The sequence below is a fragment of the Neorhizobium galegae genome (assembly GCF_017877055.1).
GTDB classification, from domain to species: Bacteria; Pseudomonadota; Alphaproteobacteria; order Rhizobiales; family Rhizobiaceae; genus Neorhizobium; species Neorhizobium galegae_D.
Map to the genome: position 1 here is coordinate 218,748 of NZ_JAGIPG010000003.1, position 25,572 is coordinate 244,319.

The following is a 25,572-nucleotide window of genomic DNA, read 5'->3' on the forward strand; positions in this document are numbered from 1 at the left end:
GGGGGCTCTCCCGGTAAGATGATCCTGAAGATCGGAAATACGGGTCAACAAGGTGGCCATGTCCGGTGACGTGGTCGTTGGTGACGGAAGGATCACTATGCAGACAGCACAGATACTGTTGCAGCAGGCCTGATCACCGAGCGCGACCTTTGGCTTTGCATGGTGGTCGCCTTGGTGGGGGTGATCGATCGATGCGCTGTGTTCGGTCGAGCACGGCTGAAGAGTGGCATGGGAAGCCGGCGCGCTGAAGAGAATCGCGACAGCAATCAGCGCGACGCATATCCTCCAAATCAGCGGTTTCCGCTTCCGCGAGTCCATATTGCTCAGCCTATTTCTGCCTTGTGGATAATCTATGGGTTCTCGACGACACCTGCTTTGATCTTCATCAAGCAGGGATCAGAGAAGCGGACCCATGGCATCCTGGATGACCAACCAATTTCTACGAAGAGTGCCCCTTCCGACGATGGGAAGGTCAAGTGCCATTCTGGCGTTCGTCGCTGAGCGCGAGGAGAAGATGCGCCGTCCCGAAGAGGATCGCGCAACAAGCCGATATCGTTCGACGGACTTTCGGCCGCGACGCTCGTTTCTCCGGTTGATCTGCTCAACTTCCATCTCCTGGATATGCCCTGAGTCAGGCAGCATCACAGCGCAGAGATCCATCGTTGCGGGAGTGCAGCAGATGGAACCTGCGAAGCCATCCTTGACAAGTTTCGGAAGGAGGCCGCTGTGATCGATATGGGCATGAGTAAGGATGACGGCATCCAGCGAGGACGGCTGGAATGGAAATGGCCGGTAGTTCAGCTCCTTCTCGGTCTTCGAGCCCTGAAACATCCCGCGAGCAACCTGACATCTCCCACGATTCAACTAGGAGTCCTGATGATTTTATCCGCCGCGAGCGCCGGCATACACCGATAGGCGTAGTGCTATCATCACAATGGTTTCCTTCCTTCCCGATCCGATTTGCTGTTCGCTTCCGAGAGAACCCTTAAACGCAATCATCGCTGGGCCTCTGTAAATCGGCGGCGAAGCGGTGAAGGCTGAATGATTGATTGCCCGCTCGCAGATGAGCGCATCGGAAGGTGGGCGAAGCGAGTACCCACATGAGCTTGTTCTCAAGAAAGTCCGTGAAATTGGCGGCTTCGCCAGCGAGCTTGATTCACATAACCATCGTGTCAATCGTCTTTGGAATAATTACATATTATTATGATCGAGATTTCGGCACCTCGCTTATCTATACATCAGCTTGTTTTCTCCTCCTGCAGTTTGGTTATTTCGCTGGCATCGTCTACATGGCCTGGTTGGAGCACAAGCGGCGATCGCAGTAGTTAATCTCGGAGGCGATAATTTTGCCTGACCAGAATTGAGTGATGACGGACGGCATCATGCACCGGTTGCGCATCGAGTTGTTTAACCTGAAGCCGGCTGAGTTCGTTCTCGTGGGGAGCATCAAGGAGCTATGAGCGGCGCCATCTTCGCTGCCGCGCCGAATGACTACTTTTCCGGATGATCCCGTCGATGTCGCGACTGGGTTAATGTCCGATGCCTTCGAGGACAGAACTACGTTCTCACATGGAGCCTGCCATGCCTTACCTAAGCAATGCAAGATACTGGTTGCGTGGACTGGAGGATGGGGATGTTCGTGGCATCGCTCAACAGATCAACCAAGACGGAATTTCCTGTATTCCCAACTTCCTTACGACCGAAGATCTCGGCCATATGCGAAGTTTTGTTTCCGCCACGATCAAGCGTGCAGGGCAGCAGACGGTTTCGCTGAAAAGCGATGAGCTCGCGGGATCAGGCCTGGATGACCTCGGCAACTCCGCAGAGTTCAAGGCTCTCTTTGCCCGCCTATATTCCATCGGTCTGGGACGACCTGCGCCGGAGGTCAAATTCTATCAGATACTTCGCTGCCTCACGGGAAAAAGCGTGGCAGACCACTCTTTGATATTTCACTATGATTCCTACGCGATCACCGCACTTATACCGGTGGAGATCCCGGAATCTGGGCGACGAGGCGACTTCTTGATAATCCCGAATACCAGAGGGATTCGATCGAGTTACCTCTTCAACCTCGCCGACAAAGCGATCCTCGACAATGCGCTCACTCAGCGCGTCCTGAGGAGGCGCGCTTCCGGGGGAAAGGGTATGAAACACGTGTCCATGGTTCCGGGCAGTCTCTATCTCTTCTGGGGCTATCGCAGCATTCACACCAACGAGCCCATCGATGAAGGTGCGGTGCGGGCAACGGCGCTGTTTCACTATGCCGATCCGCACGCTGACAGCTACCTGAAGCGCCAACTCGGCCGCGGTTGATGTCGGTCGTTCCGGTAGCTTCCTAAGCAGAGACGGTCTCGGCTCCCGGCGACCTGACGGACTTGTAAATGCTGAGCGTTTCGCGGGCGACGCGCTCTATCGTCAGATTGTTGATATGCAGCTGGCTTCTTGCCTTCCACATATCCAGTTTCCCGGGATCCGCTAACAGTTCGCAAAGAACCGCTGCCAAGGTTTGTGGATCGCGCGGCGGGACGAGAATACCGGCCTCGCCGAAGCCGAGCAGTTGCGGGATTCCATCCACGCTGGTGCCAATCACGGCACAAGCTGCTTCTCGTGCTTCCGACAGCACGAGTGGAGCGGGATCGGCATGGGATGGCAGGACGAAAATGTCGGCCGCCAGCATGTAGGGAAAAGGTTCATCGATCGCGCCGACAAACGTGATGGCATTTGCACAGCCCGTTTCCGTAGCCAATTGCAGGTAGGCGGCTTCGAAAGGCCCGCCGCCGGCGATATATAGATGGCTCTCTGGGTATTTCTCATGTGCCACGCGGAAGGCTTCCAGGAGATCTGGTAGCCCCTTTCTGGGGTGAAGCCCACCCACGAAAAGAATGCTTCGCCCCCGAAGTGATGCGGGCGTCCTGTCGCGCCCCTCGAACCGGGCCGATCCGATTGTGCCGTTGAGAACAACGTGCAGTTTTGATGCCGAGATACCACGCTGCTGCATCGACTTCCCGACGGCTTCGCTGACGGCAATCACACGAGTGCCAAGCCCCATCAGGACTGCGCTTTTTTCGAATGCATTGTGAACGGTGGTAATCAGCGGCGTCGATGATAACCGACATATCGGGGCCGAAAGAACGGCACTCGTCATCATATGCGCGTGCACGATATCCGGCTTCCAGTCCCGGATGAGCCGTCGTAAGGTCCAAAGGGATTTGAGCAGGGCAAGCGGCTTTCTCTCTTGGTCGAGGAACGCCACTTCGACAGCGTTGCGAGCAAGCAATCTGTCGAAGTCACCTCCGCCGCTTGCCATGCAGACATTGTGGCCAAGCTTCACCTGAGCACAAGCGAGATCGACAGCAGCATGCACATTGCCGTTTAACCGTCGGGTGTGGTTGAGAATATGCAAGATCCGCACGGTGCGCTCATGGGGTTGTCGGAGAGGATATCAGGAGCGGTGAAGCTGCCCGCTCATTTGGAGGAGAAACCTCGACCGCTTCAGGTGGCTGAGAAACTTTCCGTTCAAACCCGAGAGCAGTTTCTGCATCGAGGGTGGAGACGCGTGCCGTCGGCTGGTAGTTGAATCCGCCGTGGCGTCCGTAGGACTGTATCCCTAAGGCGTACAGTTCAGCGATGGCTTCTTCTGCCTGGCGGGCGGCGCCCCGGCTGTAGACCGGATAGGCGTTGGTCAGGACTTGGCTGCCCTCGAGTTTCAAATCCCCTCGAAACAGACCATTCGCCGAGGCGTGCGCGCGAAAATCCGCTTCCGCCATTTCGGTCGAGTAACCGGGCTGTTCGGCGACGACTTCGACGCCGAAATATTCGCGCCCGTGGGCCGGACCGTAGAAGTCGGAATAGACTGTCAGCCGTTTCCAGGCGCCTTCGTGCGAGAAATTGTAGACGATCGGCTGGTGGAAGCCACGGTTTCCGCTGAAGCTGAAATAGAGGCCGATGAGCGTGGTGGTATTGAGGGTAGGCTTCCGCTCCATGGCGCACAAAGCCTGTACCTTTTCGATCGGGATCGTCGAAAACAGCCGGGCTGCGGTAACCGCCCCGTCCGCCAGTCTCAACCGGAAGCCGTTTTCCAACCGGTCGATGGCGACCGGTTTGACGCCGAGCGCGAATTGCACGCCTCGTTTCTCCAGGTTTTGTTGAGCAAGCCGGTATAGAGGCGCAAATCCGGCTTTCGGGCGCGCAAGCTGTTTATTTGTTGATCCCCGGCGCTTGGGCCAAAGAAGGCGGCGAACAAGGTTGCCCAGCGAGGCATGTTCGCTGATCCACAACATCCTTTTCGTCGCCAGTTCGATATCGATCTGATCGAGGGCGATCCCGTAGAACCTCCGCATATAGGACTCCAGACCGGAGCGCCGGAGAAGCTCGGCTCCGATCCAGTAGCGGGAAAACTCTCTTGCGTTGTTCATTTCGCGCTGGAACAGGCGGGCATAGAACACTGAGCCGAAGATCCGCATCATCCCCCTGGCGCCGGCTCGCAAAATGTCGTCCCGCAACGAAATCGGATAATCGGTAACAATTTTCTGAGGGGTCAACCGACCCCACCGAGGCTCAATCGGCACATAGAGAGGGAGCAGCTCGGGGAAATGCGTCAGCAAGGGGGAATCGTCCTGGAAAATCAGGCTTCCAATGTCGAATGTGTATCCGTTCGCGGACCAGTCCATGTGGTTCCCGCCGATGTGTTCGTATTCATCGACGACCAGGATTTTCTGGCATCCTTGTTTGACCAGGACGGAAGCTGAAACGAGACCGCTAACACCCGATCCCAGAACAATGGCGTCATATTCTATGTCCGTCGCCCGATCCGGTGTGGAGAAGTGGGCCTCATTCATGCAAATCTCCATCGTTTGATCTAGTACATTCGGGCGGCGCGGTTGAGATAAATGTAGATATGCCTCTTTAAGTCTGGTGTCTGCTTAAATATGTGAAAGTATGACTATATTTTCAGCAGGTATACTGATTGATATATAATAATTTAACTTGAAGGCGTTTGTCCATGTCTGTTACACTCCCTTATCGACGTGGAGGCCTCCTCTCTTTTGGGGAGGCGCTCGGGGAAAATTCCATCTGTGATTTGGGTTCGTGCTCTGCCGTCAAGGCGCGCTGATTTCGATGATTTGCGAGGGAATGTTGGATGCCGCGCCGTAGCCTCGATGATTTCAATCGACCACTGCATTCCGTGGATCTGATTGCCACGGATGTGTTTGATACGCTTTTGATGCGCAATGGTCTGTCGCAGCGATCACGCATCATCGCGGGTGAAAAGATGTTCGCCCGTTTTCTGAAAAGTCAGGGTTTGACCTTGCCCTCCGATGAACTCATCCAGGCCAGACTGCTTGCTGAAAAGATGGCTTATCGGGCCTTGAATATGGGAGGCGGTCGAGGCGAGGTGCGCCTTTGCGATGTCATCTGCCGCCAGCTGACTATTCTCGGGCTGCCTCAATCCCTGATCGAGAAGCGGATCGCCGTCGAGGTAGAAATCGAAAAGCGGGCCCTTTTTGCGAATGGCGATTTTGCCATGCTGTTGAGACGGCATCGCCAAAACGGCGTCAGGGTGGTGGCGATCACAGATACGGGGTTGTCCGGTGAAAAAGTCGGCGAACTCATCGACCATTTTCACGGCCCGGGCCTTCTGGACAAGATCTATTCAAGCGCGGATCTGAGGGCCAGCAAGCGACAGGGCGACCTGTTCTCCCTTGTCTTGCAGGCTGAAAGAGTGGACGCCTCCCGCGCCTTGCACATAGGTGACGACCTGCTTGCCGACTGTCTCGTGCCGAAGAGCATGGGTATACAGACCATCCATATGCCGAAGAAGCGGATCAGACGGCTCGTCTCACAGGGCAATGCAGCCCTGGCAGAAGGAATGCGGCACGTCAAAAGTGGATTGGGCTCCCGCGAGGCCATCCCGTCGATCAGCGATCAGGCTCAATTCGGTGAACATGTGTTCGGCCCGATCGTCGCTGAATTCTGTCTCTTTTTATGGCTGTATAGCCAGCAAGCGAGTTTGAAGGGCGATGCTGCAATGCTCTTTTGCGCGCGCGGGGGACTTGGCATACGGGAGGCTTTCGAACGCCTCCAATCCGTGCTCGGCTTACCTCTTTCATTGAAGCGCGAGAACATCCTGATTTCGCGCCTCGTTGCCGCCCGTACAGCTGTGGCGGCCAGAAACCCGGCTGTCCTCGATGAGCTGGCGCGCGAATTCGAAGGCTCAAGTTTCGCTGCCGTGGCATATGCGCTTGGCGGTCGTTCTTTCCATCTACCCGCCCAATGGCAGCAGGCCTTCGATGCGAGCGGCTTCTTCGACCTGTTGGATACGGCCGGCGGCGGCGCTGTCGCCCAGGAGATCGATCGTCAGAATGATTATTTCAAGATTCATATCGAACAGATCATAGGTGATGCCAAACGCATTATACTCTGCGACACCGGGCTTTATGGCAGTACGCAGAGGCTTCTGTCCGCCGGGCTGCCGGAGCGTCGCTTTGAAACGGTGCAGTTTGCCCGATGTAACTACAAGGGGCTCAGCGAAGACCATTTCCCCAATGTGGCTGGTCTGGTGGTCGAGGATCGCTTCTACAATCCCTTCAAGACGAGGACGGTGGTCTTGCGGTACTGGCATATCATAGAGAGCCTCTTTGAGCCGGTGGTACCTTCCGTCAAAACATTGAGCATAGGGCAAGACGGCACCGTGACCGGGAACTCGGGAGATATTCGTTTCGGTTGTCTCGATCCATCAAACGGCAATCCGCTCCTCACCGGCGCGTTGCGGTATATCGACGGCCTATCCAGTGGCGCGCAGGTTCTTCGCGACGCGGATCGGGCCTGGCTGAGGCTTAAACAGGCGATCACCAACCCGTCCAAGGCGGATATGATTGCGCTGGGTGTCAGTCCCCGTTCGGTTGATTTCGGGCGAAATGATTTTATCGCGACGCTTGCACCAACAACGAGGGCGGGCATGGCACGCAAGTTGATCGCCATGAAATCTGAATTATGGCGCGAAGGAGCGATTGCCCAGGAGTTTCCGCGGCTAAAACCCGCCTTGCTCCGGGCAGTGGGTCTGGCGCACGTCCTTCGAGGCTTCTCAGCCAAGCTGAACCGCTGAAGCCGTCCGGGAGAATGCAACAAACGGAACTTGTCTGACCATCGACGTCTCGGACAGCGCAGCACGATCCTGGCACTGCCTTTGAGCCAGCCCAAGGTCTTTCAACGAAGCGAGAGGGGTTCGTCGTTCATGAAGCCCACACTTCGACAATGACGGCAGTGAGACAGAGGCGTGGTGAAGAATGCTTGCGTTCGCAACTCTCAAAGGTGCCGGTTGGCTTGTCTTCTCCCGCTTCGTCGGGCGGTTTATCGATTTTTTCAACGTACTCATTCTCGCGCGCCTGCTGTCTCCCGCGGAATTCGGACTGGCGGCGCTCGCAATGGCGCTGGTTGTGGTTATCGATACGGTTCTGGAGGTGCCGGTCACGCAGGCACTGGTGCGACTTCAGGTGCTCGATAAGAGCCACCTTGATACCGGCTTCACTCTCGGCGTCTTGAGAAGTTTGGCGATCGCCGTGATCTTCCTCATTGCGACCTGGCCATATTCGCTGATCAATGGAAATCCCTGGCTCGTTCCGGTCATTGCGGCCATGGCGCTCGGCCCGATCGTGAAGGGGTTCATGAGCCCCGCCATGGTGCATTTTGCCCGCGCCCTCGAATTCCGTCCGACATTTGCGGTCGAGACGATCAGCAAACTGTGCGCTTTTGTGGCCGCCATCATCACCGTGGCTGCCGGTGGCGGCTACTGGGCGATCGTCGTCAATTTCGTGACTACGGCATTTGTGGCCACCATCGCCTCTTACCTGGTGGCGCCCTATCGGCCTGCGTTCTCGCTGAAGCGGCTCTCGGATTTCGCGGGCTTTATCGGCTGGTTCAGTTCGGCGCAACTTGTGTCCGCCTTGAACTGGCAGTTTGATCGTTTTCTGATCGGCTCTGCCGGCAACAACGCCATGCTCGGGCGTTATGCCGTCGCAAGTGACATCGCCGTCATCCCGACCCAGAGCATCATCGGCCCGGCCCTGCAGCCGGTCATGGCAGCGTTTTCGCAGATAAGTTCGAATGCGGACCGGATGAGGATGGCTTTCCTCAAGGCAAGCCGTTTCGCGATGCTGGTTTCGCTTCCCATTTGTGTCGGCATCTCCCTGACGGCAGACCTCGTGACCGATATTCTGCTGGGAGAGCAATGGAGCGACGCGGCGCCCTATCTTAGCCTGCTTGCCCTTTCGGTTATTCCCATACCCTATTTCCAGACGCTTTATTCCGCGAGCCTTGCTCTTGATCGTCCCTCTGTCATTTTCAGGCTCAATACGATCGACCTGTGCTTCCGGGTTCTTCTCATTTCCATCGGCTTCTACCTGTTTGCCGCCCATGGGGCGAGCATTGCCCGAATCCTGGTCGCATCCGTGATGGCTGTTTTCTACGTTGCCGAGGCTCGCCAATTGTTCGGGCTGGGGCCATGGAGGCAGCTCCAGAACAATTGGAAAGTTCTGGTTTCCGCTGCCGTCATGGCAATTGTCGTCACGTGGTGGCGGACGGAAATGCCGGTATCGGATCTGCCTGTCGTCATACAGCTTGCCACGGCGGCGAGCGTGGGCGCGGCAACCTATTTCGGGACATTGTTCGGTCTGGGTATGCGGATTGCCCGCACGGCCGGAAGGCCCGAGCTGGTCGACCGGTAATCTGTCAGATCAGAGCCCGAATGAGGCCGCGTGTCGAGCGGGTGCACGCACCCAGGCGATAGGCAAGCGCTCTACGGGCGCGTTCTCTGGGAAGCAGACTGAGGGCCGTGAAAAAGAGTGTCATGGAGACCTTCATCCGCAGCGGATTTTTGTCACGCCACAGCTGCCACACCAGTCCGGAGAGGCTTGCCAGGGAAATGCGTTTATCCTCCGCCACCGAAAGATAGAGGCGCCGCTCACGATAGAAATAAGCATGCTCAGCGGGTATCAGGCCGGATCGATAGCCATAGCCCGGCAGGATCCGGCGCAGATGCTCGGTTCTCTTGACGAACCTCTCAAGATCCCGGCGCAACGCCTGCGTATTCAGTTTGTCACCGAAACCGGAATCGTTGCGGTCATGGACCCGGTAAAGACCGAGCGTTTGCGGCAGACTGACCACATCGCCGATAAATGGAGCTGCGAACAGGATAATTCCATCAACCGCCCGATCGTAGTCTGCGTCCTTCAGGAGCTCGCAAACGTCGCGTCTAAAGACGTTTCCTGAGGTCGGAGGTGTCGCATACGCACCGGTGCGCAATACCCTCCCTGCCAGCTCACGCCCTCTGGACGCCTTAAGTTCGGGCATTGGGCCGCTGATGACATTGCCGTCGCCATCGATCCGCTTCAATGGAAACTGGAGTTTTGCGACGCCATCGTCCAGGTTGGCGACGATCACTTCCAGCGCCCCGGGAAGAAGTTCATCATCGGCATCGAGGAACAGGACGAAGGGTGTCCGTGTCTGCTCCAGGCCAAAAAGGCAGGCCTTGCGCTGGCCGCCATTCGCAAGACGAAACGCGCGAACTCCCAGGCCGCAGATCACCTCCCATGAATCATCGGTGGAGCCATCGTCGATCACGAGGACTTGGCACTGGCTGCACCTTTGCGAGAGGACGCTTTCAACAGCGCGCCTGATATACCGGGAATAGTTGAAGCAGGTGATGATGATCGCGAGCTTGAAGATGGGGGCGTTCTGATCGTCCGCGTGTCGGTCGGATCCGGAGGTATCCCACACCTGGGAAGCCGCCTGCGGTAAGGCTGCGGTGTCCCGGGCGGTCATGACCTTGCCCGATTGATTATGGTACCGATCACCGGCGCCCCGGCGCGCCGCAGTTGGTTGTGAACGTCTTTGACTTCGTCGATGGTCGTGCGACCGCTCTTTGCGACGATCAGCACGGCATCGGCATGAAATGCCAATGCAAGTGCGTCCATGGACGTATCAAGCGCGGGAAGATCGAATATCACGTCCCCCTTCAGCCGAGCGGTTTCCAGGACCCGCAGAACGCCAGGATGACGGAAATCGGCGAAAATATTGGTATGAAGGTCCTTCGAGTGGATCGGGAGGGTCGCAATGCCGTCGAGATCGCCGAACGACAACTGATCCGCCTTCAGACCGGAGATGGCCACATCGGCCATGGAGGTTGACGAACTGGACGTTTCTTCGACCATCGACGGCAGCCCCGAATAGAAGAACGTCACATAACGGCCGCCTCGGCTTAGAAGCTGGGCCATACTGAGGGACAGGGTCGAAACGCCGCTCTCAGTCGTTGCAGCCACGAGTGCGACGACGATGTTTCTTTCCCGGCGTTGCGAGCAGGCGACATCGATCGAGATTTTCAGATCACGGATGACGCTGGCATAGCGCTGCAGCGCCGGACTATCGATATGCCAGGAAATACCTGTCGTTTTCCCGGTGTCCGGAACGGTTGCCAGACATGGAATGCCGGTTTCCTGTGAGAGTTCCCTGGCGTTGCGCACGCGGCGATCAAAGGCCACGTTGATGGCTATGGTCGACATGCTGATCAGAAATCCCAAAAGCCCACCCAAAGCGGCGATGAGTTTCGTGCGCGGGCCGGAGGGATCAAGGGGTGGAAGTGCGGCGCCAATGATCCGGGCATCGGCATCCGGTGTGGCAAGAGCGGGTAGCGTGCCGTTTCTCATTGCCTCCCTGGCGGCATTGACCTGTGCGGCCAGCGCATCCAGTCGCCCCTGCAGCGTGTCCGTGCCAGCTCGTGCCATCTGCTCTTTGGAGGCAATCGATTGGAGAATGTATCCCGACACCATCGCATTTGCGACGCGGGCAGGAAGCGTCTGATTATATGACCAGAATTCGATCTCGACGACGTAAGATTGCCCCACGCGTCGCGCGCTCAGCCGCTTGACGAAATTCGCAAATGCAATGCGGCGGGCGTTCTCGCGGGGATCCGCGGTCGGGTCCAATGCGTCTTCAGCCCGCCTTGACGTCTTTCCAAGCGTTTTTAATCCACTATCGACGAGCGTCGACATCGTGTCCTGCATCTGTACCGCCAAGCCTCTGAACTCTTCCGGTGGCCGCGGACCAAGTTCGGCGTCGCCTTGAAGGACAAGGCTATCGAAGACGGCAGAGAGAAGCCGCTCCGAACGGATGATCTGCAGTTCGCTCTCGGCGTTGTTCAGGTCCAGGTTCTGCTGCGCATTGATATCGCGGCCGATGTAGGCAAATTGCCGGGGCTCCAGCAGAAGCGTGGCAGTCGCGTTATAGACCCGAGGGAGAGAGTTTGCATAAAGGAAGGCGAGCAGGAACCCCGCGGCCGTACATGCGATGAGCCGTATCTTGTTGCGCCAGGCAAGGGCAATCACCAGACGCAATAGGGCGAGGGGACCTTCGCCCGCATCGCCTATCGGCGTGCGATCCGTGCGCCAGAGGCGGGACGCTCCCTCCAGAGGACCAGGTCTGTTGATTGTCATCTGGCCTTGCCTCCGGATCTCAGCGGAAGAGGGTTGAAAACTGACAACTGAGCAGCGCGCTCAGGGTCCAGGCGTCCTCTTAGAACATCCGCAACGCCCATGAGGTTGCCTTTGACCCTCCCGCGTCGATCGATAAATGGCTCCGCCCACAACATCCGGCCGAAATTGCTGACGATGTTGCGCAGGACCTGGTCGGTAACCTGTGCAAGCGTCATGGTACCCTTGCGCATCATGTAGAGCGGGTTAACGATCTGTGAATACCCGAGCCGCTCACCGCTCACGCGACCGCTCTTGACGCCCATGTGTACGCCGGAAACCTCGTCCGATTTTACGAACCGTCCGCCCTGCTTGGCAAGGGCGGCAGCGAAGTCGCGATCCTCCAGCCACCCGTACAGAACCAGTCGCTCGTCGAACCTTGTATCGCCGATGGCAGACACGCGGAAGGCCATGTTACAGCCATAGGGACTGTAAGGCTCATGCCACCTGGAACCAGGCGGCGGTGCGGTATCCAGAAGGCGAAGAGCCTCGTCGAAGGGGATGCCGGGTCCTTTGATTCCATCGGCTACGACGTGGCCCGTTAGACCCACGAGGCGACTCTCATCGCGAAAGGCGCAGGCCGCGGACGCCAGCCAGTTTCTATGGGCGACGAAATCGTCATCGAAGAAGACGACCACGTCCGTTTCGGGAGGCAAGTTGGCGAGCGCCAGGTTGCGTTGGGCCGCAAGGCCAGGCCTCCCCGTCACGATCGTCACTCTCGGATCGGAAACCAGGTCGCCGGCGTCACTTACGTCTGTACAGGACACGACCAACGTGTCCGGACGAACCGTCTGGGTCGCGAGAAGATGGCGCACGGTTGCGCTGACGACGGCCGGACGGCCGCGGGTCGCAATCACAACCGCGACGCTCGGTGCAGTCGAGCTACGTGACCTGTGCTGAGCGAGGCCTCTCGCGGGGTCTTGAAGCAGTTCCCGATAACCCGCGGCGGTGTTCGTCCAAGAGAAATTGCGCACCTGTTCCAAGCCCCGACCACGCAACTCGCCTTTGAGCAGATCGGACCGCTTTAAGGCTTCGATATGGCCGATCCACTCATCCGGGCGAAAGGGAGAGGCCATCAGCGCCGCCTTACCGCATACTTCCGGCATGCTGGCGCAATCGGACGCCACGACGGGGCAGCCCAAGGCCATGGCTTCGACAATAGGCAGCCCAAAACCTTCGGTCGTGGAGGGAAACACCAGACAGAGTGCGTGTTTCAGGAAATAGGCAAGGTCGTCGTCCGAAACCCGCCCGACGAGGAGAACGTTCGGCAGCTTTTCGAGAAGCTCGGAAGCAAAAATCCCGTCGCTCCCTCCGGCAACGACGATGTCGATATGCAGGCCATCCAGAGCTTCTGCGGCCTTCGTCAACAAGCCAAGGTTCTTGTGCTTGGCACGCGAGGCAAGCGCCAGAACGAATTGGCGGTCCCGCTTACCTATGGCGCCGACGACTTGTGGCGCGGTCTCCGCCCGCCCGGCGTCCCATTCGAGAGCGTGTTCATGTCCATTGGGAAGGACGGCGATGTCCTCCCGCCGGACAGGCAGGTAGCGCGCAAGCTGCCGGGCTGATGCATGAGAAACCGTAGCAATGCGGGCGGCGCGTCGAACCAGAAGCGGCTGCAATCGAGAATAAGCCATGCGGAAGGCGGGGCTATAACTTTCCGGGGCGGCGAAAATGTTGGCATCATGGATGCAGACGATCTGATCCTTTTTGAAGGCCGGCGCCGAATTGCAAAGATTGAGCAGCGGCCCATGGCCAGTCCGGGCAAGCACGATCTGCTCCCACGCATGCCCCCCGAACGAACCGGACATGACCAGCGGAAGTCGGACAAAGCCCGGATCCGTGGTGCCGGTGGGCGCGATCATCGGCAGGCGCTCGTCATTACCCAAGGTGCGATCGAGCGCCTTGACGACGTTCATCGCGTAGCGTTGAACGCCCGTCGCATTTTGTGTCAGGAACCGCCCGTTGATGGCGCAATGCTCAATTGAGCTCACGATCGCTCTCCGTCATGGTTCGCCCGCTCCCCGGGACGATGGAGAGGAGATATCGCGAACGGTGAGCGGGAAGGGGACGCAGCCTTGGTCGGCGAATAACGAGACCATAGCGACACGTAGACTGCGGTCTCTTTTTGGTGAGAGTTTCTGCTGAAGATTCCAGAACTGGCTTGCAAGATGTGCTGATCCCTTGATGCTGCTGCATTGTGTTTGCCGTATGCCCTAGATCCCTTCCACCGGCCGCCACGAGCCGAACTGCCGCGCTGGATCAGGAGGAGCCTGCAGCCGAATCTATCTCGCTGGGAAGCGTGAGAAGATGTTCGCCGTTCGGCAGGCCTGGCTGCCACCGGCGCCTATCCCCGAGATATTCAATAGCTTCCCTGCGCCCTTAGGACCGCAGGAACGGTTTTGGCCATTATGACGATATCGCCCCAGATGCTTTGTTCGCGGACATAGCGCATGTCGAGTTCGACGCGTGCATTGTAGCTGATGTCATTGCGGCCACTAATTTGCCAGAGCCCGGTCAGACCTGGCCGAACCCGGATGTAGTCCACGAAGTAGCGACCATAGAATTCCGCCTCACTCGATACGATCGGGCGCGGGCCGACGATGCTCATATGCCCTAGCACGACGTTGAAGAGCTGCGGGATTTCGTCGACACTGCTTTTGCGCAACAGGGCGCCAAGCGGCGTAATCCTGGGGTCGTTCTTCAGTTTGTGCGTGGCTGCCCATTCGGCCCGCTCCGACGGATTGGCGGCAAGATGCCGAAGCAGGGCCTCCTCGGCATTTGGGACCATGGTCCTGAACTTGAGGCAAGGGAACATAACCCCGTTCTTGCCAACCCGGCGGTGCCTAACGAAAATTGGGCGACCCTGGACGGCATAAAGCAGGGCGATCAGCATCACGATCATCGGCATGAGGACGATAAGTCCCACAAGGGACATTGCCGTGTCGAGAGCGCGTTTGAGAGGGATCGAGAGGCGATGCGACGCTTCATTTCCGATCTTCGAGAAAGCGAATTGTTCAGGTGCGTGGAGATGCGCGCTGTTTACCGCATTCAAATTACCACTGACATTCATGTCATTCATCTGCGTGCTCCGTGCTCCAGAAAAGACGAAAGGATGTGGGCAGATAATTTAGAGCGGCATCCAGACTCAGGTTAGCTCGTGGTATTTCATTTGACAATACTTTTATTGCGGCGCACTATTTAGAACAATTAGGGTACATATGCCTATATTTACCGATATATAGAATGGTTAAACTGAATGAAAGGGGGTAGATAATTGTGTTTACTTCTTTCGATCTATAAGGCGACCTAAATTGCTACAGTGGCTGCGCAATTCGGCACTGTACTTGATCATAGGGGAGACTTCCATGCGGGTGGCAATTGTCCATTACTGGTTGGTCGGAATGCGGGGTGGAGAAAAGGTCCTGGAGGCCCTCTGCCGGATCTATCCGGGCGCCGACATCTACACGCATGTTTATGATCCTACTGCGATTTCCCCGGAAATTCGGAAGCATCGCATCCATACGACCTTCATCGATTCCCTGCCCTACGCGAAGCGGCTGTACAAAAAATACCTGCCGCTGATGCCCATGGCCTTGGAGCAACTGGACCTCAGCGCGTACGACCTAGTCATTAGTAGCGAGTCAGGACCTTCAAAAGGAGTAATACCTACCTCCCCGGCCATCCATATTTGTTACTGTCACTCGCCGATGCGATACATTTGGAACATGTACAACAAGTACTATGAAACCTCCGGCAGGCTGACGCGGATCATGATGCCACCGCTGGCGCATTATTTGCGGACCTGGGACGTCGCGACGGCCAGCCGCGTCGATGAGTTCATCGCCAACTCCACGACGGTGGCGCAGCGGGTGAAGAGCTATTACCGCAGGGATGCTCAGATCATCCATCCGCCGGTCGATACCCAGGCGTTTAGACCGGTCGCCGCCCGTGACCTCGAGGATTATTATCTCATGGCTGGGGAACTGGTGAGTTACAAACGCCCGGATCTCGCCGTGGAAGCGTTCAACCGGATGAAGGCGAAGCTGGTGGTGATCGGCGGCGGCGAGATGTTGGATCGCCTGCGCAAGATCGCCGGGCCCACCGTGACGGTCATGGGGGCTCAGTCTTTCGAGGTTCTTCAACACCATTATGCGCGCTGCAGGGCGCTCGTTTTCCCGGGGGAGGAAGATTTCGGCATCGTGCCGGTTGAAGCGATGGCGAGTGGCCGGCCCGTGATCGCCTATGGGCGGGGCGGGGCGACGGAAACCGTCATTGCCGGCAAGACCGGCGTGTTTTTCTTCACCCAATCGGTTGAGGCAGTCATCGATGCCGTGGAACGCCTCGACAGAATGGATCTCAATCCCGCCGATGCCGTTGCGCGAGCGCAGGATTTCAGGACGGCGGTGTTCATCGACAAGTTCAGGTCCTACGCCAATCACCTCACCGGTCAGGCGCCGATCTGGGATGACGTACGGATAGCCTAGCCAGCCTGGGCAAAGGAGTGACCGGATGCAGCAACTGAGCTTTTTACAACGCCCGTTTACCATGCGTGTCAGGTCGTCGGCCGCATCAGCGTTTCGGCCGTATTGCTTGGCCAGGCTCCTCCTGCTTTTGGCGATTTGGTTTGCGGCATTTTTTCCGGGCATGCCGGCAAGGGCGGCCGACTATACGCTCGGCCCGCAGGACGTTCTCAAAATTCGCGTTTTCGAATGGCGGCCGAATGCCGGGGTGGCATTCGAGTGGGTGCCATTGACGGGTGAATTCGCCGTCTCCGCAGCAGGCACATTATCGCTCCCTATCATCGGCACGGTTTCGGTCGCCGGCAAGACGTTGGATGACGTATCAAGCTTGATCGGAGAGCAGCTCCAGAGACAGGTCGGCTTGCAGAAGCGCCCCAATGCTTCCGTGGAGGTCTCGGTCTATCGACCATTCTTTGTGACGGGCTTGGTGTCCAAGCCAGGGAAATACGGCTACGTTCCCGGCTTGACCGTGATCCAGGCAATCAGCATGGCGGGCGGGCTGGGAGGGGCCGATCCCGAGATGATCGGTCTCCAGCGCGACGCGCTCGTTACTCAGGGAGACCTCGGCCAGTTGGAAATAGAGCATTATGGCCTTCTGGCACGCCAGGCTCGTGTCGAGGCGCTTCTCGGCGGAGCAGCCACGGTCTCGTTCTCACAGGAACTGACATCGCAAGCCACGCGGCCGGCCCTGGCGCGCATGATGCAGGACGAACAGGCTTTGTTCGAAACCCGGCTGCATCTGATGAACACGGAACTCGACAGGCTTGGCCAGGCGAAAATTCTGGCAACGAACCAGCTCGAAACACTGCGGCTCAAGGAAGTCTCGCTCGCCAGGCAGACCGAGATGGCGACCAAGGACCTCACTTCGATCAACAAGATGGTGTCCCAGGGGCTGACTGTATCGTCTCGTCAGCTGGGTGCAAACCAGGGGCTTGCGGATCTCGAAAGCCGCAGCCTGGATGTCTCGCTCGCAATTCTCAAGACGCAGCAGGATCTCGCCAAGCTCGATCAGGAAATGGGTGATTTCCGCCAGAAATACCGAGGTGACGCGCTTGCCGAGGCTGTTGACCTGCGCGACCGGTTGGCGGCCAATTCTGAAAAGGCGAAAACGGCACGGGCCCTTCTGGCAAATATCGAACTGCGCGCTCCCGCAGTCCTCGCCGCGCTGGAATCCGACGGCAAACCCGCCTTTATGACAATGGTGAACCGGACGATCAACGGTGCGATGCAGACCTTGGTCGTGAGCGACAATGATGAAGTGGCCCCAGGCGACGTCGTGCGGGTGGAGAGACGTGTGAAAGACATTCGCCCGAAGAATTTCTGAAATTCGGCCAGGACCGACAGCACAAAACCGTCAACCAGCTCGGTGCCGGAAGCTAGCCAATTCCTCCTTGCTTGGAACATTCCGCACATGGTAGGATAAAATTCTAAAATACCGGAGATGAAGCTGGTAAAGGACGCTGATGACTTGGGATTTGGTCATTGCATTCATCATCGGTCTGCTTTGCGCGGTCCGATTGCCAATTTTGATCTTTACGCTTGTCGTTCTGGTGGTCATCGTCGTTTTGACGGTAACGGCAATTGTTCTTGGTAATTCGCTCTTCGAGGCGCTGACCTGGGCGTTCCTCGTTGCGGCGGCGCTTGAGGCGGGATGCGTAGCCATGAACGGGATATTCTATCTGCTTTATGTCCGAAGGCACGTAAACGAGCGGAAGCAATCCCCGTTGGAAGTGAATTCGAAATTTTCTGGTACGAGAGAGCTCACGGCTTCGCGCCCGAGTGCATTCATGCGGCGCCTCATCGCTCGGCTTCTCTAATTCCGGCACTCTTTTCGAGGGTGGAAAGCGCAAGCCGTTGAGCATCTGCCATACCGTAGCGAAAGCGATAGCCGGCCTCCTTGAGGCGCTGGTTGGAAAAGCGCATTCGCCATAAAGGGTTTCTCAAGGGCAGGGTTCTAAATCTCAGGAAGTCGTGGAGCCAGTCGGCAATTGCCGGTATCGGCACGCTTTTGTAGCGTCGGTCGTGGCTGACGGAAAACGCCTTTCGCATGAAATCGATGTGCCGGGGATCGGGGCAATCATCTTCCGCGAGGTTATAGACTTCAACCTCGCCCGGGAGGCCGCGGCCTGCCAGGCCACGCACGATAAACCAGATCATCGCATCGGAAACATCGCCAACATAGATGTGATGCGCATGACGATGCGCGGCAAGCAGCCGTTTGATTGGGCTCCAGTCACGGATTCCGATCAACTGGTTGATATCGACGACCACGGCGGGACGCAGGATCGTAAAGCGGGTCCGTTTTGCCACCGCGCGCAGCGCAAGTTCGCCCGCAAGTTTGGTCCGCCCGTACATCCGAACATAGTCGAGAGCCCAATATTGCGAGGCGATATCCCGATCGACAGTCAACACCGGCGAAGTCTCGTCGATCAGACGCTGTCGCCCGCTCCCATAAACCGAAACGGTGCTGGCATAACAGAAAGCGGCGATGCCTTGACGCTCGGCGGCCTTGGCAAGTTGTCGCGTCGCTTCCACGTTGACCCGCTGCATGCGCTCCATCTTGCCGAGTTCGGCGGCAAGGTGCAGGACCGCGCAGCAGCCGTTGACGAGGCCGTCCCAGTCATCATCCACCATGAAGTCGAACCGCCGCCACTCAAGGAGACTGTCAACCTCGCCTCCATCCGCTGCCAGTGGCTTCGACGTCGTGGCTCGTACGGCATAACCCCGTTCAATCAGATCCGCGACGACGACCTTGCCGATCCTGCCGGTCGCACCAGTCACCAGAACGGGCTTGGCCTCAGGCAAATCTGGCATGGGCCGCCGCCGGGACTGGTTCTCGATATTGGTGTTCGATCTTGATGTGATCGGCGAGGCGGACGGCCAGTGCGACGATCATTTGCGTCGGATTGCAATGCCCCGCCGTCGGGAAGATCGAGCTGCCCAGCACGAAGAGACCGCTGACGCCATGCACTTCGCAATTGACATCGACGACGCCGCGGCCGGGCTCCTCGGACATGCGCGTCGTTCCGGTCGGATGGGCGACGTCTACAAATGTCGAGGGAATTTCGGCGCCATCCTTGACCCATTCCTCAAGCTTCGGTGCAGGCAGGCCGGCTTTCGGCAGTTCCTCGACAGCCAATTCCGCCATTCTGCGCATGGTGCGGGACTCGTCGCTATGGCTGCGCCAATCCACGCGTGGCAACCGTATGCCCAGGCGATCACGTCGTTCCGAAAGGGTCACGCGGCTATCGGGATTAGGCACCTGTTCGCACATGCATTGCAGGTTGAGTTCGGTCAGCTTGCGCGGCACGCCGTTCTTCGCGCCTAAAAAGTCCTTCAATCCCCTGACGAGCAAATTGCTGTTCGCAATGATACTGAATATGTCCTGCGGCAGCTTCGGAACGCGTCCCGCTATACGCCGCAAGGCATCCCAAGGGTCATCCGCCGCCAGCACCTCGCCGAGCCAGCCGGCGCAGTTGAGCAGCTCTTCGCGTCGTTGAATATCCGGGCTCAGCCGAAATCCGGCGCGAAAGAAATGGCGGCTGACATTGTATCGGCCAAAGCGTTTTTGAAGCGCATCGGAGCCTGCGAGGGAAAATGTCGCCACTGAACCCCGCAAATGATCCATGAGGTAACGTCCCACCTGGTCATGGTCGTTTCCCACGCCATGAGGTTTTGTCTCGTTGGAGTTCAAAAGCGTGCGTGCGTTTTCGATGCCTCCGCAGCACAGGACCACGACGGGAGCGGTCAGGACAGCCTGGCTGCCGTCGGCTGTCGCAAATCGTACGCTGCGAACGGCGCCTCCCGAATCCGATACCTGGACGCTCTGCACCGTCGCCCCGGTGACGAGCGTCACGTTGGGGCCGATCCGCTTGGCCAGGTGGCGACCGAAGCGCATATATTCGTACGGATAAGCCTCTTCAGCGTCCCGACTGAATTGCCAGAAGAAAGGTATCAGAACATCCGGATCGAGATCCGGCGTTGGCCGCTCGCGACCGGCAATAGACCAGAATCGCTCATCGTTATAGCCGTTGCCAAGAGCCAAGCCGAGATGGGTGGTGGTGCGCGCCAGATAGGGTTCGAGGTCTGCGCCGTCGATCGGCCAGCCGGAATGGGGAACCCAAGGCCGCTCCTCGTAGTCGATCGGGTCGAAGGGGCCGCAACGTCCACCCCAGGTATGGGAGCTTCCGCCAACGACTCGATTGCGAACGGACCATTGATCGCTCGCGCGCGCACGCCCGACATTGTCGATCTCGTCAAGCGCATCCGCCCGCGGATCACGGGCCATGCCGCCGCTTTCCAGAAGTGTGACGCGCAGGTTTGTGTTCGACAATTCCTGGGCAATTGTCGTGCCGGCCGGTCCTGAGCCCACAATGCAGATGTCACAGCGCGACAGGGGAAGTACAGTTTCTCCCGGTATTGAATTTAATTCAATGATTGACATCCAGGAAACCTTTACTGTTGCAATTTGTTCGACAATAGCTCAATCTTATTGAACTTGCGGCGAGAGGTTTTCTTGCTTGTCGCCGCGTTTTGACTTGTCGCTCCAGCAGGGATGTTTCCGACGTTTTTTATGGGAGGTTGCTCTTTACTGTACAATGTCTGCTGACAAATTCAAAGAGGTAGTTGTATGCAAACAGCAACCGTGCCCTACTCCGAAAGACTTAGTGGCCATACACCTTTGAAGATTCTCTACGTCCAACCGGGTACGGGGGCTTTCGCCGGTATCGAGAGGGTCGTGGATACGATCTGTTCCGGCCTGATCGATCAGTATGGAAACGACTTCGAAGTGGACGTGCTCTACACCGCGGTTCACAAGAACCGCCCCACGGAAGACAGGAAATATACCATTATCGACCGGGTGGCTTCGAGCCGGATCGAGCTGATGCGCAACTTCCGCAACGTCATCGGAGCCAAGGATTATGACCTGATCGTCGTGCCCCAGATCGAGCCGACGGTGATCTGTATGGCCTCCTGCATCGGTATCCGGCGGCGGTTTGCGGTCCATCTCCACGGCAATCCCAAACTGGAGTGCAGTCACATCAAGGCCAAGCTACTTTTCCTGTTGATGAAGACGCTTTTCCTGCCGAAGATAGCGTCGGTTTTCGGAACCTCGCCGCGGCAGCTCAAGTCATTTAATGCGATGTTCAAGAGCAAGCGTCCGCATTACTGGGTGCCCAACCCGGTGCGAAAATTCGACCTCTCCCATGTCGACCACGCCCGCACGGACGACACCGTGACTTTTGTCAATGTCGGCCGCTTCTCGTTCCAGAAAGGCCAGGACATTCTGCTTGCCGCGTTTTCCGAACTGCGGAAGAAACGCAGCAACGTCCTGCTGAAAATCGTCGGTTTTGGCGACGGGGAGGCGGCCCTGCGCGCCGAGATCGACCGCCGCGACCTCGGGAATGCGGTCAGCCTGGAGCATCATCCCGACAATCCTCAGCCCGCGCTGGCGGCAAGCGACGTCTATGTCTCCACATCGCGCTGGGAGGGCTGGTCGCTCGCCATATGCGAGGCGTTGCGGTTCGGTTTGCCCGTCATCGCGACCGATTGTGAATTCGGCCCGAGCGACATTCTCGTTGATAGCAGGCTGGGCCTGCTTGTGCCGGTGGATCGTCGCGAGGAGCTCGTGAACGCGATGGTTTATTATTGCGACAATCTGCGCGCCGAGCAGGCCCATGCCGGCTTCCGGCAGGAGTTTATTGACTGTTACAGCCCGGAGCGGGTGGTCGAGGTGCATGCCAACGCGTTGCGGAGCGCGGCAGCGGCCTAGGTGCTTATACGAGCCCGACGAAAGTGACGTGAGGTGTATCATGACGAGGTTGCTGTCCCGCCGCTCATTCGCCATAGGCTCGCTGGCCTCGGCCGGTCTCGTCGGCGGTCTCGCCTGGCGATCGAAGGCCGCCGCCCCACTGGAGGATCCAACAAGCGGACGAACTGTGATATTCGAGGACAAATTCACCGCACTCGATTGGTCGACATGGAACGCCGGGCCGAAGCCGACCACTTCCGACCCGGGTTTTTACGGCCGTTCGGCCTTCGCCAGAGACAGCGGTGAAGAGGGTTTCAATCCCTATGCGATTGTTGATGACCCGAACGCAAGCGATGGAAGGGCATTGGAGGTGACCGCAAAGTACATCGGCCGGCCGATGGAGGTCCCGCATTATTACGGTAATGGATTTGCCGAGTTTCAGTGGATATCGGGCAACATTCAGACGGCTCGTCGCGACGGCACGATCTTGAAAGGTTGGCGGCGCGGTTATTTCGAGGCGCGGATGCTGTTTCCGAGACACCCGCTGAGCTGGCCGGCTTTCTGGATGATGAACGGCCGCAGCGTCTTGCATCCTCAGACGAGCATCGAAATCGACGTCGTCGAGCATAAGGGCTGGGAACCCACGCTCTACGGGGCCTATCTGCACGAGTGGGGGCAACCCGGTGAACATCACGAAGGAACCGGTGTGCCGACCCCGATCGATATGACAGCCGGTTACTGCCGATACGGGGTGCTCGTCACCGATACGGAATGCACGATCTACTTCGAACGACAGCCTATCATTGATACCAAGACTGGAATGCCGGCGATCTGGACGATCACCCGCTCCGCCGAACTCGACACCAATCAGGACGTGTTCTGGCCAGTCCTCACGCTTGCCCTGCGTTCGGATGTCCCCTATCCGCAACCGCTCTTACCCGCCGACACGATCACCCATATGCGGGTCGACTATTTCCGGGTCTACGCCTGACGGAAAGGCTTTGGGCGCGTCGTGAATTCACCTTCACCGGAATGCAACGGCGGCGAGGGAACCGCCATGGCTTCGTGCTCCGGTTCAGCGCTCGAAAGACCAGCCAGGATGAAGAACACAGGGCCGAGATCGACTGTCGGTCCCGCAACCATGGCGCCGATCATCAGGCAGGCGCAGCCGTTGCGCGCGGCAAGCCGGACATCCGAGGTGACGGTACGGGGCGTCCCGCGCCGTTTCGAAAATGCCGAAATCGCAAAGAGCATAAACATGATCGTTCCGGGTATCCCGACGTTCGAGAGCAAGGCGAACAGAAAGCTTGACGTGCGAGAGGTGCCGAGGCCAACGCCGAGACCATAGGAATCGAGAAAATTCTGGTACCCGTACGTGTTCCAGGAGCCGCGTTCGACCGCGGAATGCGAGGTGGATTTGCTGAAGATAAGCAGGTCAAAATAGTTGTAGAGCTGTCGGAAAAGCTCGTCGTTGAGGGCTATCGCCAACGCGACGAGGCAAATCAGAGGCGGCGCGAACAGAACGATCGCCGAGCTGTTCCGGGTTCCAGACCGTCCGCCGCAGCGGAAGAAGGCTGTGATGTACAAGATCAGGAAGCACAGCGGCAAAGCCAACAGTCCCGCCGAAGACGTGGAGCGTATTACCAGCAGCGTCGTGACGAGAAAAAGTGCCCCGCTCCACCTCAGGTCGCGTCCGCAGAGCCACAGCGTGCCCGTAAACCCGATGGAGGCGAGACTGATGCCGGCGAATGCCGACGCCTCCGGCCATGAGCCGACGATACGCTTGACACCGGCTACGACGTCATCGTCGTGAAATGTGTATTGGGCGTTGCGGATATAAAGAAAGAGATCCTGCGCTCCCGTGCCATAGGTCACGAGGTCGAGGAGAGCGAAGAAGGCATTCGCCCCGGCGAATACCAGAACGCCGACGGTGATCGCCCGGAAGCCGGCAAGAGTGGATCCGATTGCCAGGATCAGTACATAGGCAAGAAGATCCGCGGAAACATAGACCGCCTGGGTAAAATTGCTGGAGACCGGCCCCAAAGGGACGGTGCTTCCGGTGGATGGATATTCGGTGACGCCGAGTGGAATGATGTCTGTCATGCGGGCGAGCAAGCGCGGCGCAAAAAAACCCAGCACCGTTCCGTAGATCAGCATGCAGGCCAACCAGAACCCCGGCCTGGGAAAGGACAGCGCCTTGACCGCGATGCTGAACTTGTTTCGGTAGGTCAGGACGCTAAGGGCAAGGAATGCGAGGAAGAGGTGCGCTGGCTGGATGTTTGCAGATCCCATCAGGATCGCGGCAGCCGCCCCGAAAACGGATAGGCCGATGAAAACGACGATGCTGGCGTGGTAGCCCGCAAACAGACAGTAGATACCCAGAACGAACGTAAATATCCCGATCGGTTCCAAACTCATCCGCGATACCCGTTGCTGCCGGCGCGCATCAGCCAATCGGCCCGGTATTTGATGCCGCCGAAGGAGATGCCGTGCCGAGGGAAGTCGCAGCCGAGTTTCCCGCCTGGGCGCCTTGCTCGATCCTCCTCTGCTTTTCGACGACGAAAGTCGGCGGATCTCGCTCGGCGCCTGGCTTGGCACCGACACCAGGGCGCAGCAGCGTGACGATCGCCTTCCAGCTCCTCAGCATCGGGTCCAGATAGGCGCCCTTGATCGTATTGAATTTCTGTAACGAAGCATCGCTGTAGCCGGAGATACCGAATATCGCCTTCTCTCCTTTTTCGGGCCTGTAGCCGGTTCCAAACATCCAGTCGAAGATCGAAAGATTGGTTCCGAAATTCTTGTCCCAATGACGCTCGACCTTGCTGTGGTGAATCTGGTGCATGTGGGGGCTGATCAGGAAGTGATCGAACCATCCGAGACTGATTGGAAGATGCGAATGCTTGAGGGGGTCGAGCGTCCAGAGGGTGAATATCTTGCTGGCAACGGCCCGTAGCGCAACGGCCTCTATCAGGCTGATGCCGAACAGGAACATGAATATCCCGGCAACCATGCCGGTGATCACGCCCGCTACCATGCCGCCATATACCAGCGGGAGCGAGTGGCCGCGCCTGGATGTCAGCGGATTGAGGAAATCGGCGGAATGGTGAACCTTGTGCAGTTCCCATAAGGCGGGCACCTTGTGTTCGAGGTAGTGCACCAGATAATCGGCGAACTCGGCGGCGATCAGCATCAGGATCGTGCATGAGACCGTGACCAGGTAATTTATGCCGAGCGGCGAAAAATCGGAAAAGACTGATCGCAGGCCAAAGTCGATCGCGCTGGAAATCAACGCCGTGGCCGCGAGGCCTGGAGCGACGAAGAGGAAGTCTGTCAACTTTCTCCAGACATAGATGATGACATCCATGTGGAAACTCTTCGATGTGAGTACATTGAAGGGAACGCAGTGCTCGAACATCTCCTTGAATGAAAAGTCCGAACTGTTACGCCATAGCGAGAAGAAGAAGGTCACCAAGCCCGCTCCAAAGAAGATTCCCCATGTAATGGCGAACTGCGGAAAATTGAGAAAATATGACTGCAGATTTTCCATCTCGTTCCCTTTCACTCGCTCCGTGGAGCCGAACTTGCTTCACGTCTGCACGCATGGGGGGACTGTCTATGGTCGATATGTATGACAACGCATGGAATGCAGTGACGGATGTGCTCGTCGCAAACTATCGTTAGGGCAAAACGTAAGGCGCGGACGTCTTGTTGGACCGAGTTCTACGTAATCAAAGTATCGCAACCAGATTTTACGGTTTTGAAACACGCTGGCAACCGG

19 protein-coding genes and 1 pseudogene are annotated in these 25,572 nt (G+C 57.8%); 9 read left to right on the forward strand and 11 right to left on the reverse strand.

From position 1 onward, the window contains the following. Window positions 1-555 precede the first annotated feature (555 nt). Window positions 556-834 (reverse strand): annotated as a pseudogene (locus J2857_RS20285) (MBL fold metallo-hydrolase); the annotation flags it as partial. Window positions 835-1,100: 266 nt separating this feature from the next. Here J2857_RS20285 and J2857_RS31505 point away from each other — a divergent pair. Together J2857_RS31505 and J2857_RS20295 are read left to right on the forward strand one after the other, a co-directional pair. Beyond that, on the forward strand, window positions 1,101-1,325 hold the full coding sequence (locus tag J2857_RS31505) for an exopolysaccharide production repressor protein (protein ID WP_210011916.1): 225 nt from the start codon (window positions 1,101-1,103) through the stop codon (window positions 1,323-1,325). Between the two features lie 256 nt (window positions 1,326-1,581). Continuing rightward, window positions 1,582-2,313: a hypothetical protein gene (locus tag J2857_RS20295; protein WP_210011917.1), complete on the forward strand. Its 732-nt coding sequence runs from the start codon at window positions 1,582-1,584 to the stop codon at window positions 2,311-2,313. A gap of 22 nt (window positions 2,314-2,335) precedes the next feature. Here J2857_RS20295 and J2857_RS20300 read toward each other — a convergent pair whose 3' ends face one another. Both J2857_RS20300 and J2857_RS20305 read right to left on the reverse strand, forming a co-directional pair. Continuing rightward, complete coding sequence (locus tag J2857_RS20300) at window positions 2,336-3,412, reverse strand: glycosyltransferase family 4 protein (protein WP_210011918.1); 1,077 nt, start codon at window positions 3,410-3,412, stop codon at window positions 2,336-2,338. Window positions 3,413-3,419: 7 nt separating this feature from the next. Next, window positions 3,420-4,838 (reverse strand): NAD(P)-binding protein, encoded by a 1,419-nt coding sequence (locus tag J2857_RS20305; RefSeq protein ID WP_210011919.1) that lies wholly within the window; start codon window positions 4,836-4,838, stop codon window positions 3,420-3,422. A gap of 302 nt (window positions 4,839-5,140) precedes the next feature. On the opposite strand from J2857_RS20305, the gene J2857_RS20310 reads away from it, so the two are divergent. Together J2857_RS20310 and J2857_RS20315 are read left to right on the forward strand one after the other, a co-directional pair. Further along, the gene (locus tag J2857_RS20310) at window positions 5,141-7,105 is read left to right on the forward strand and encodes a hydrolase (RefSeq protein ID WP_210011920.1); all 1,965 of its coding nucleotides are present in this window, start codon (window positions 5,141-5,143) and stop codon (window positions 7,103-7,105) included. Window positions 7,106-7,286: 181 nt separating this feature from the next. Then, window positions 7,287-8,723, forward strand: coding sequence for a lipopolysaccharide biosynthesis protein (locus J2857_RS20315; protein WP_210011921.1), 1,437 nt, complete (start codon window positions 7,287-7,289; stop codon window positions 8,721-8,723). Between the two features lie 4 nt (window positions 8,724-8,727). Here the strand turns inward: J2857_RS20315 and J2857_RS20320 are convergent, their stop codons facing one another. The 4 genes from J2857_RS20320 to J2857_RS20335 all read right to left on the reverse strand — a co-directional run bounded on the left by J2857_RS20320 (window position 8,728) and on the right by J2857_RS20335 (window position 14,601). After that, on the reverse strand, window positions 8,728-9,819 hold the full coding sequence (locus tag J2857_RS20320; RefSeq protein WP_210011922.1) for a glycosyltransferase family 2 protein: 1,092 nt from the start codon (window positions 9,817-9,819) through the stop codon (window positions 8,728-8,730). After that, on the reverse strand, window positions 9,816-11,486 hold the full coding sequence (locus tag J2857_RS20325) for a Wzz/FepE/Etk N-terminal domain-containing protein (RefSeq protein ID WP_210011923.1): 1,671 nt from the start codon (window positions 11,484-11,486) through the stop codon (window positions 9,816-9,818). Before J2857_RS20325 ends, J2857_RS20320 begins: the two co-directional genes overlap by 4 nt. Continuing rightward, entirely contained in the window at window positions 11,483-13,513 is a 2,031-nt protein-coding gene (locus J2857_RS20330; RefSeq protein WP_348635699.1) for a glycosyltransferase family 1 protein, read from the reverse strand. Before J2857_RS20330 ends, J2857_RS20325 begins: the two co-directional genes overlap by 4 nt. Before the next feature lie 368 nt (window positions 13,514-13,881). After that, window positions 13,882-14,601, reverse strand: a complete 720-nt coding sequence (locus J2857_RS20335) for a sugar transferase (protein WP_210011924.1) — start codon at window positions 14,599-14,601, stop codon at window positions 13,882-13,884. A 286-nt stretch (window positions 14,602-14,887) separates the two neighbouring features. On the opposite strand from J2857_RS20335, the gene J2857_RS20340 reads away from it, so the two are divergent. From J2857_RS20340 to J2857_RS20350, 3 genes are all read left to right on the forward strand, one after another. After that, entirely contained in the window at window positions 14,888-16,006 is a 1,119-nt protein-coding gene (locus J2857_RS20340) for a glycosyltransferase (RefSeq protein ID WP_245363619.1), read from the forward strand. A gap of 127 nt (window positions 16,007-16,133) precedes the next feature. Continuing rightward, the gene (locus tag J2857_RS20345; protein WP_245363621.1) at window positions 16,134-17,366 is read left to right on the forward strand and encodes a polysaccharide biosynthesis/export family protein; all 1,233 of its coding nucleotides are present in this window, start codon (window positions 16,134-16,136) and stop codon (window positions 17,364-17,366) included. A 139-nt stretch (window positions 17,367-17,505) separates the two neighbouring features. Continuing rightward, on the forward strand, window positions 17,506-17,859 hold the full coding sequence (locus J2857_RS20350; RefSeq protein WP_210011925.1) for a hypothetical protein: 354 nt from the start codon (window positions 17,506-17,508) through the stop codon (window positions 17,857-17,859). Here J2857_RS20350 and J2857_RS20355 read toward each other — a convergent pair. Next, entirely contained in the window at window positions 17,840-18,856 is a 1,017-nt protein-coding gene (locus J2857_RS20355; protein ID WP_245363623.1) for an NAD-dependent epimerase/dehydratase family protein, read from the reverse strand. The two genes, J2857_RS20350 and J2857_RS20355, sit on opposite strands and share 20 nt — an antisense overlap. Continuing rightward, window positions 18,840-20,486 carry an FAD-dependent oxidoreductase gene (locus J2857_RS20360; protein ID WP_210011926.1) on the reverse strand — a complete coding sequence of 549 codons (1,647 nt, stop codon included), beginning with the start codon at window positions 20,484-20,486 and terminating at the stop codon, window positions 18,840-18,842. Before J2857_RS20360 ends, J2857_RS20355 begins: the two co-directional genes overlap by 17 nt. 186 nt (window positions 20,487-20,672) lie before the next feature. On the opposite strand from J2857_RS20360, the gene J2857_RS20365 reads away from it, so the two are divergent. Both J2857_RS20365 and J2857_RS20370 read left to right on the forward strand, forming a co-directional pair. Next, complete coding sequence (locus J2857_RS20365; RefSeq protein WP_210011927.1) at window positions 20,673-21,815, forward strand: glycosyltransferase; 1,143 nt, start codon at window positions 20,673-20,675, stop codon at window positions 21,813-21,815. Window positions 21,816-21,855: 40 nt separating this feature from the next. Next, window positions 21,856-22,785, forward strand: a complete 930-nt coding sequence (locus tag J2857_RS20370) for a glycoside hydrolase family 16 protein (RefSeq protein ID WP_210011928.1) — start codon at window positions 21,856-21,858, stop codon at window positions 22,783-22,785. Here the strand turns inward: J2857_RS20370 and J2857_RS20375 are convergent. Both J2857_RS20375 and J2857_RS20380 read right to left on the reverse strand, forming a co-directional pair. Beyond that, on the reverse strand, window positions 22,776-24,212 hold the full coding sequence (locus J2857_RS20375) for a hypothetical protein (protein WP_210011929.1): 1,437 nt from the start codon (window positions 24,210-24,212) through the stop codon (window positions 22,776-22,778). The genes J2857_RS20370 and J2857_RS20375 overlap by 10 nt on opposite strands. Window positions 24,213-24,240: 28 nt before the next feature. Next, the gene (locus J2857_RS20380; RefSeq protein WP_210011930.1) at window positions 24,241-25,158 is read right to left on the reverse strand and encodes a sterol desaturase family protein; all 918 of its coding nucleotides are present in this window, start codon (window positions 25,156-25,158) and stop codon (window positions 24,241-24,243) included. Between the last annotated feature and the right edge of the window lie 414 nt (window positions 25,159-25,572).

Bases quoted from the DNA above. Each gene is read 5' to 3' on its own strand.
- J2857_RS31505 (WP_210011916.1), top strand. From the start codon at position 1,101: ATGAGCTTGTTCTCAAGAAAGTCCGTGAAATTGGCGGCTTCGCCAGCG.
- J2857_RS20295 (WP_210011917.1), top strand. From the start codon at position 1,582: ATGCCTTACCTAAGCAATGCAAGATACTGGTTGCGTGGACTGGAGGAT.
- J2857_RS20305 (WP_210011919.1), bottom strand. From the start codon at position 4,838: ATGAATGAGGCCCACTTCTCCACACCGGATCGGGCGACGGACATAGAA.
- J2857_RS20310 (WP_210011920.1), top strand. From the start codon at position 5,141: ATGCCGCGCCGTAGCCTCGATGATTTCAATCGACCACTGCATTCCGTG.
- J2857_RS20315 (WP_210011921.1), top strand. From the start codon at position 7,287: ATGCTTGCGTTCGCAACTCTCAAAGGTGCCGGTTGGCTTGTCTTCTCC.
- J2857_RS20320 (WP_210011922.1), bottom strand. From the start codon at position 9,819: ATGACCGCCCGGGACACCGCAGCCTTACCGCAGGCGGCTTCCCAGGTG.
- J2857_RS20325 (WP_210011923.1), bottom strand. From the start codon at position 11,486: ATGACAATCAACAGACCTGGTCCTCTGGAGGGAGCGTCCCGCCTCTGG.
- J2857_RS20335 (WP_210011924.1), bottom strand. From the start codon at position 14,601: ATGAATGACATGAATGTCAGTGGTAATTTGAATGCGGTAAACAGCGCG.
- J2857_RS20340 (WP_245363619.1), top strand. From the start codon at position 14,888: ATGCGGGTGGCAATTGTCCATTACTGGTTGGTCGGAATGCGGGGTGGA.
- J2857_RS20350 (WP_210011925.1), top strand. From the start codon at position 17,506: ATGACTTGGGATTTGGTCATTGCATTCATCATCGGTCTGCTTTGCGCG.
- J2857_RS20355 (WP_245363623.1), bottom strand. From the start codon at position 18,856: ATGCCAGATTTGCCTGAGGCCAAGCCCGTTCTGGTGACTGGTGCGACC.
- J2857_RS20360 (WP_210011926.1), bottom strand. From the start codon at position 20,486: ATGTCAATCATTGAATTAAATTCAATACCGGGAGAAACTGTACTTCCC.
- J2857_RS20365 (WP_210011927.1), top strand. From the start codon at position 20,673: ATGCAAACAGCAACCGTGCCCTACTCCGAAAGACTTAGTGGCCATACA.
- J2857_RS20370 (WP_210011928.1), top strand. From the start codon at position 21,856: ATGACGAGGTTGCTGTCCCGCCGCTCATTCGCCATAGGCTCGCTGGCC.
- J2857_RS20375 (WP_210011929.1), bottom strand. From the start codon at position 24,212: ATGAGTTTGGAACCGATCGGGATATTTACGTTCGTTCTGGGTATCTAC.
- J2857_RS20380 (WP_210011930.1), bottom strand. From the start codon at position 25,158: ATGGATGTCATCATCTATGTCTGGAGAAAGTTGACAGACTTCCTCTTC.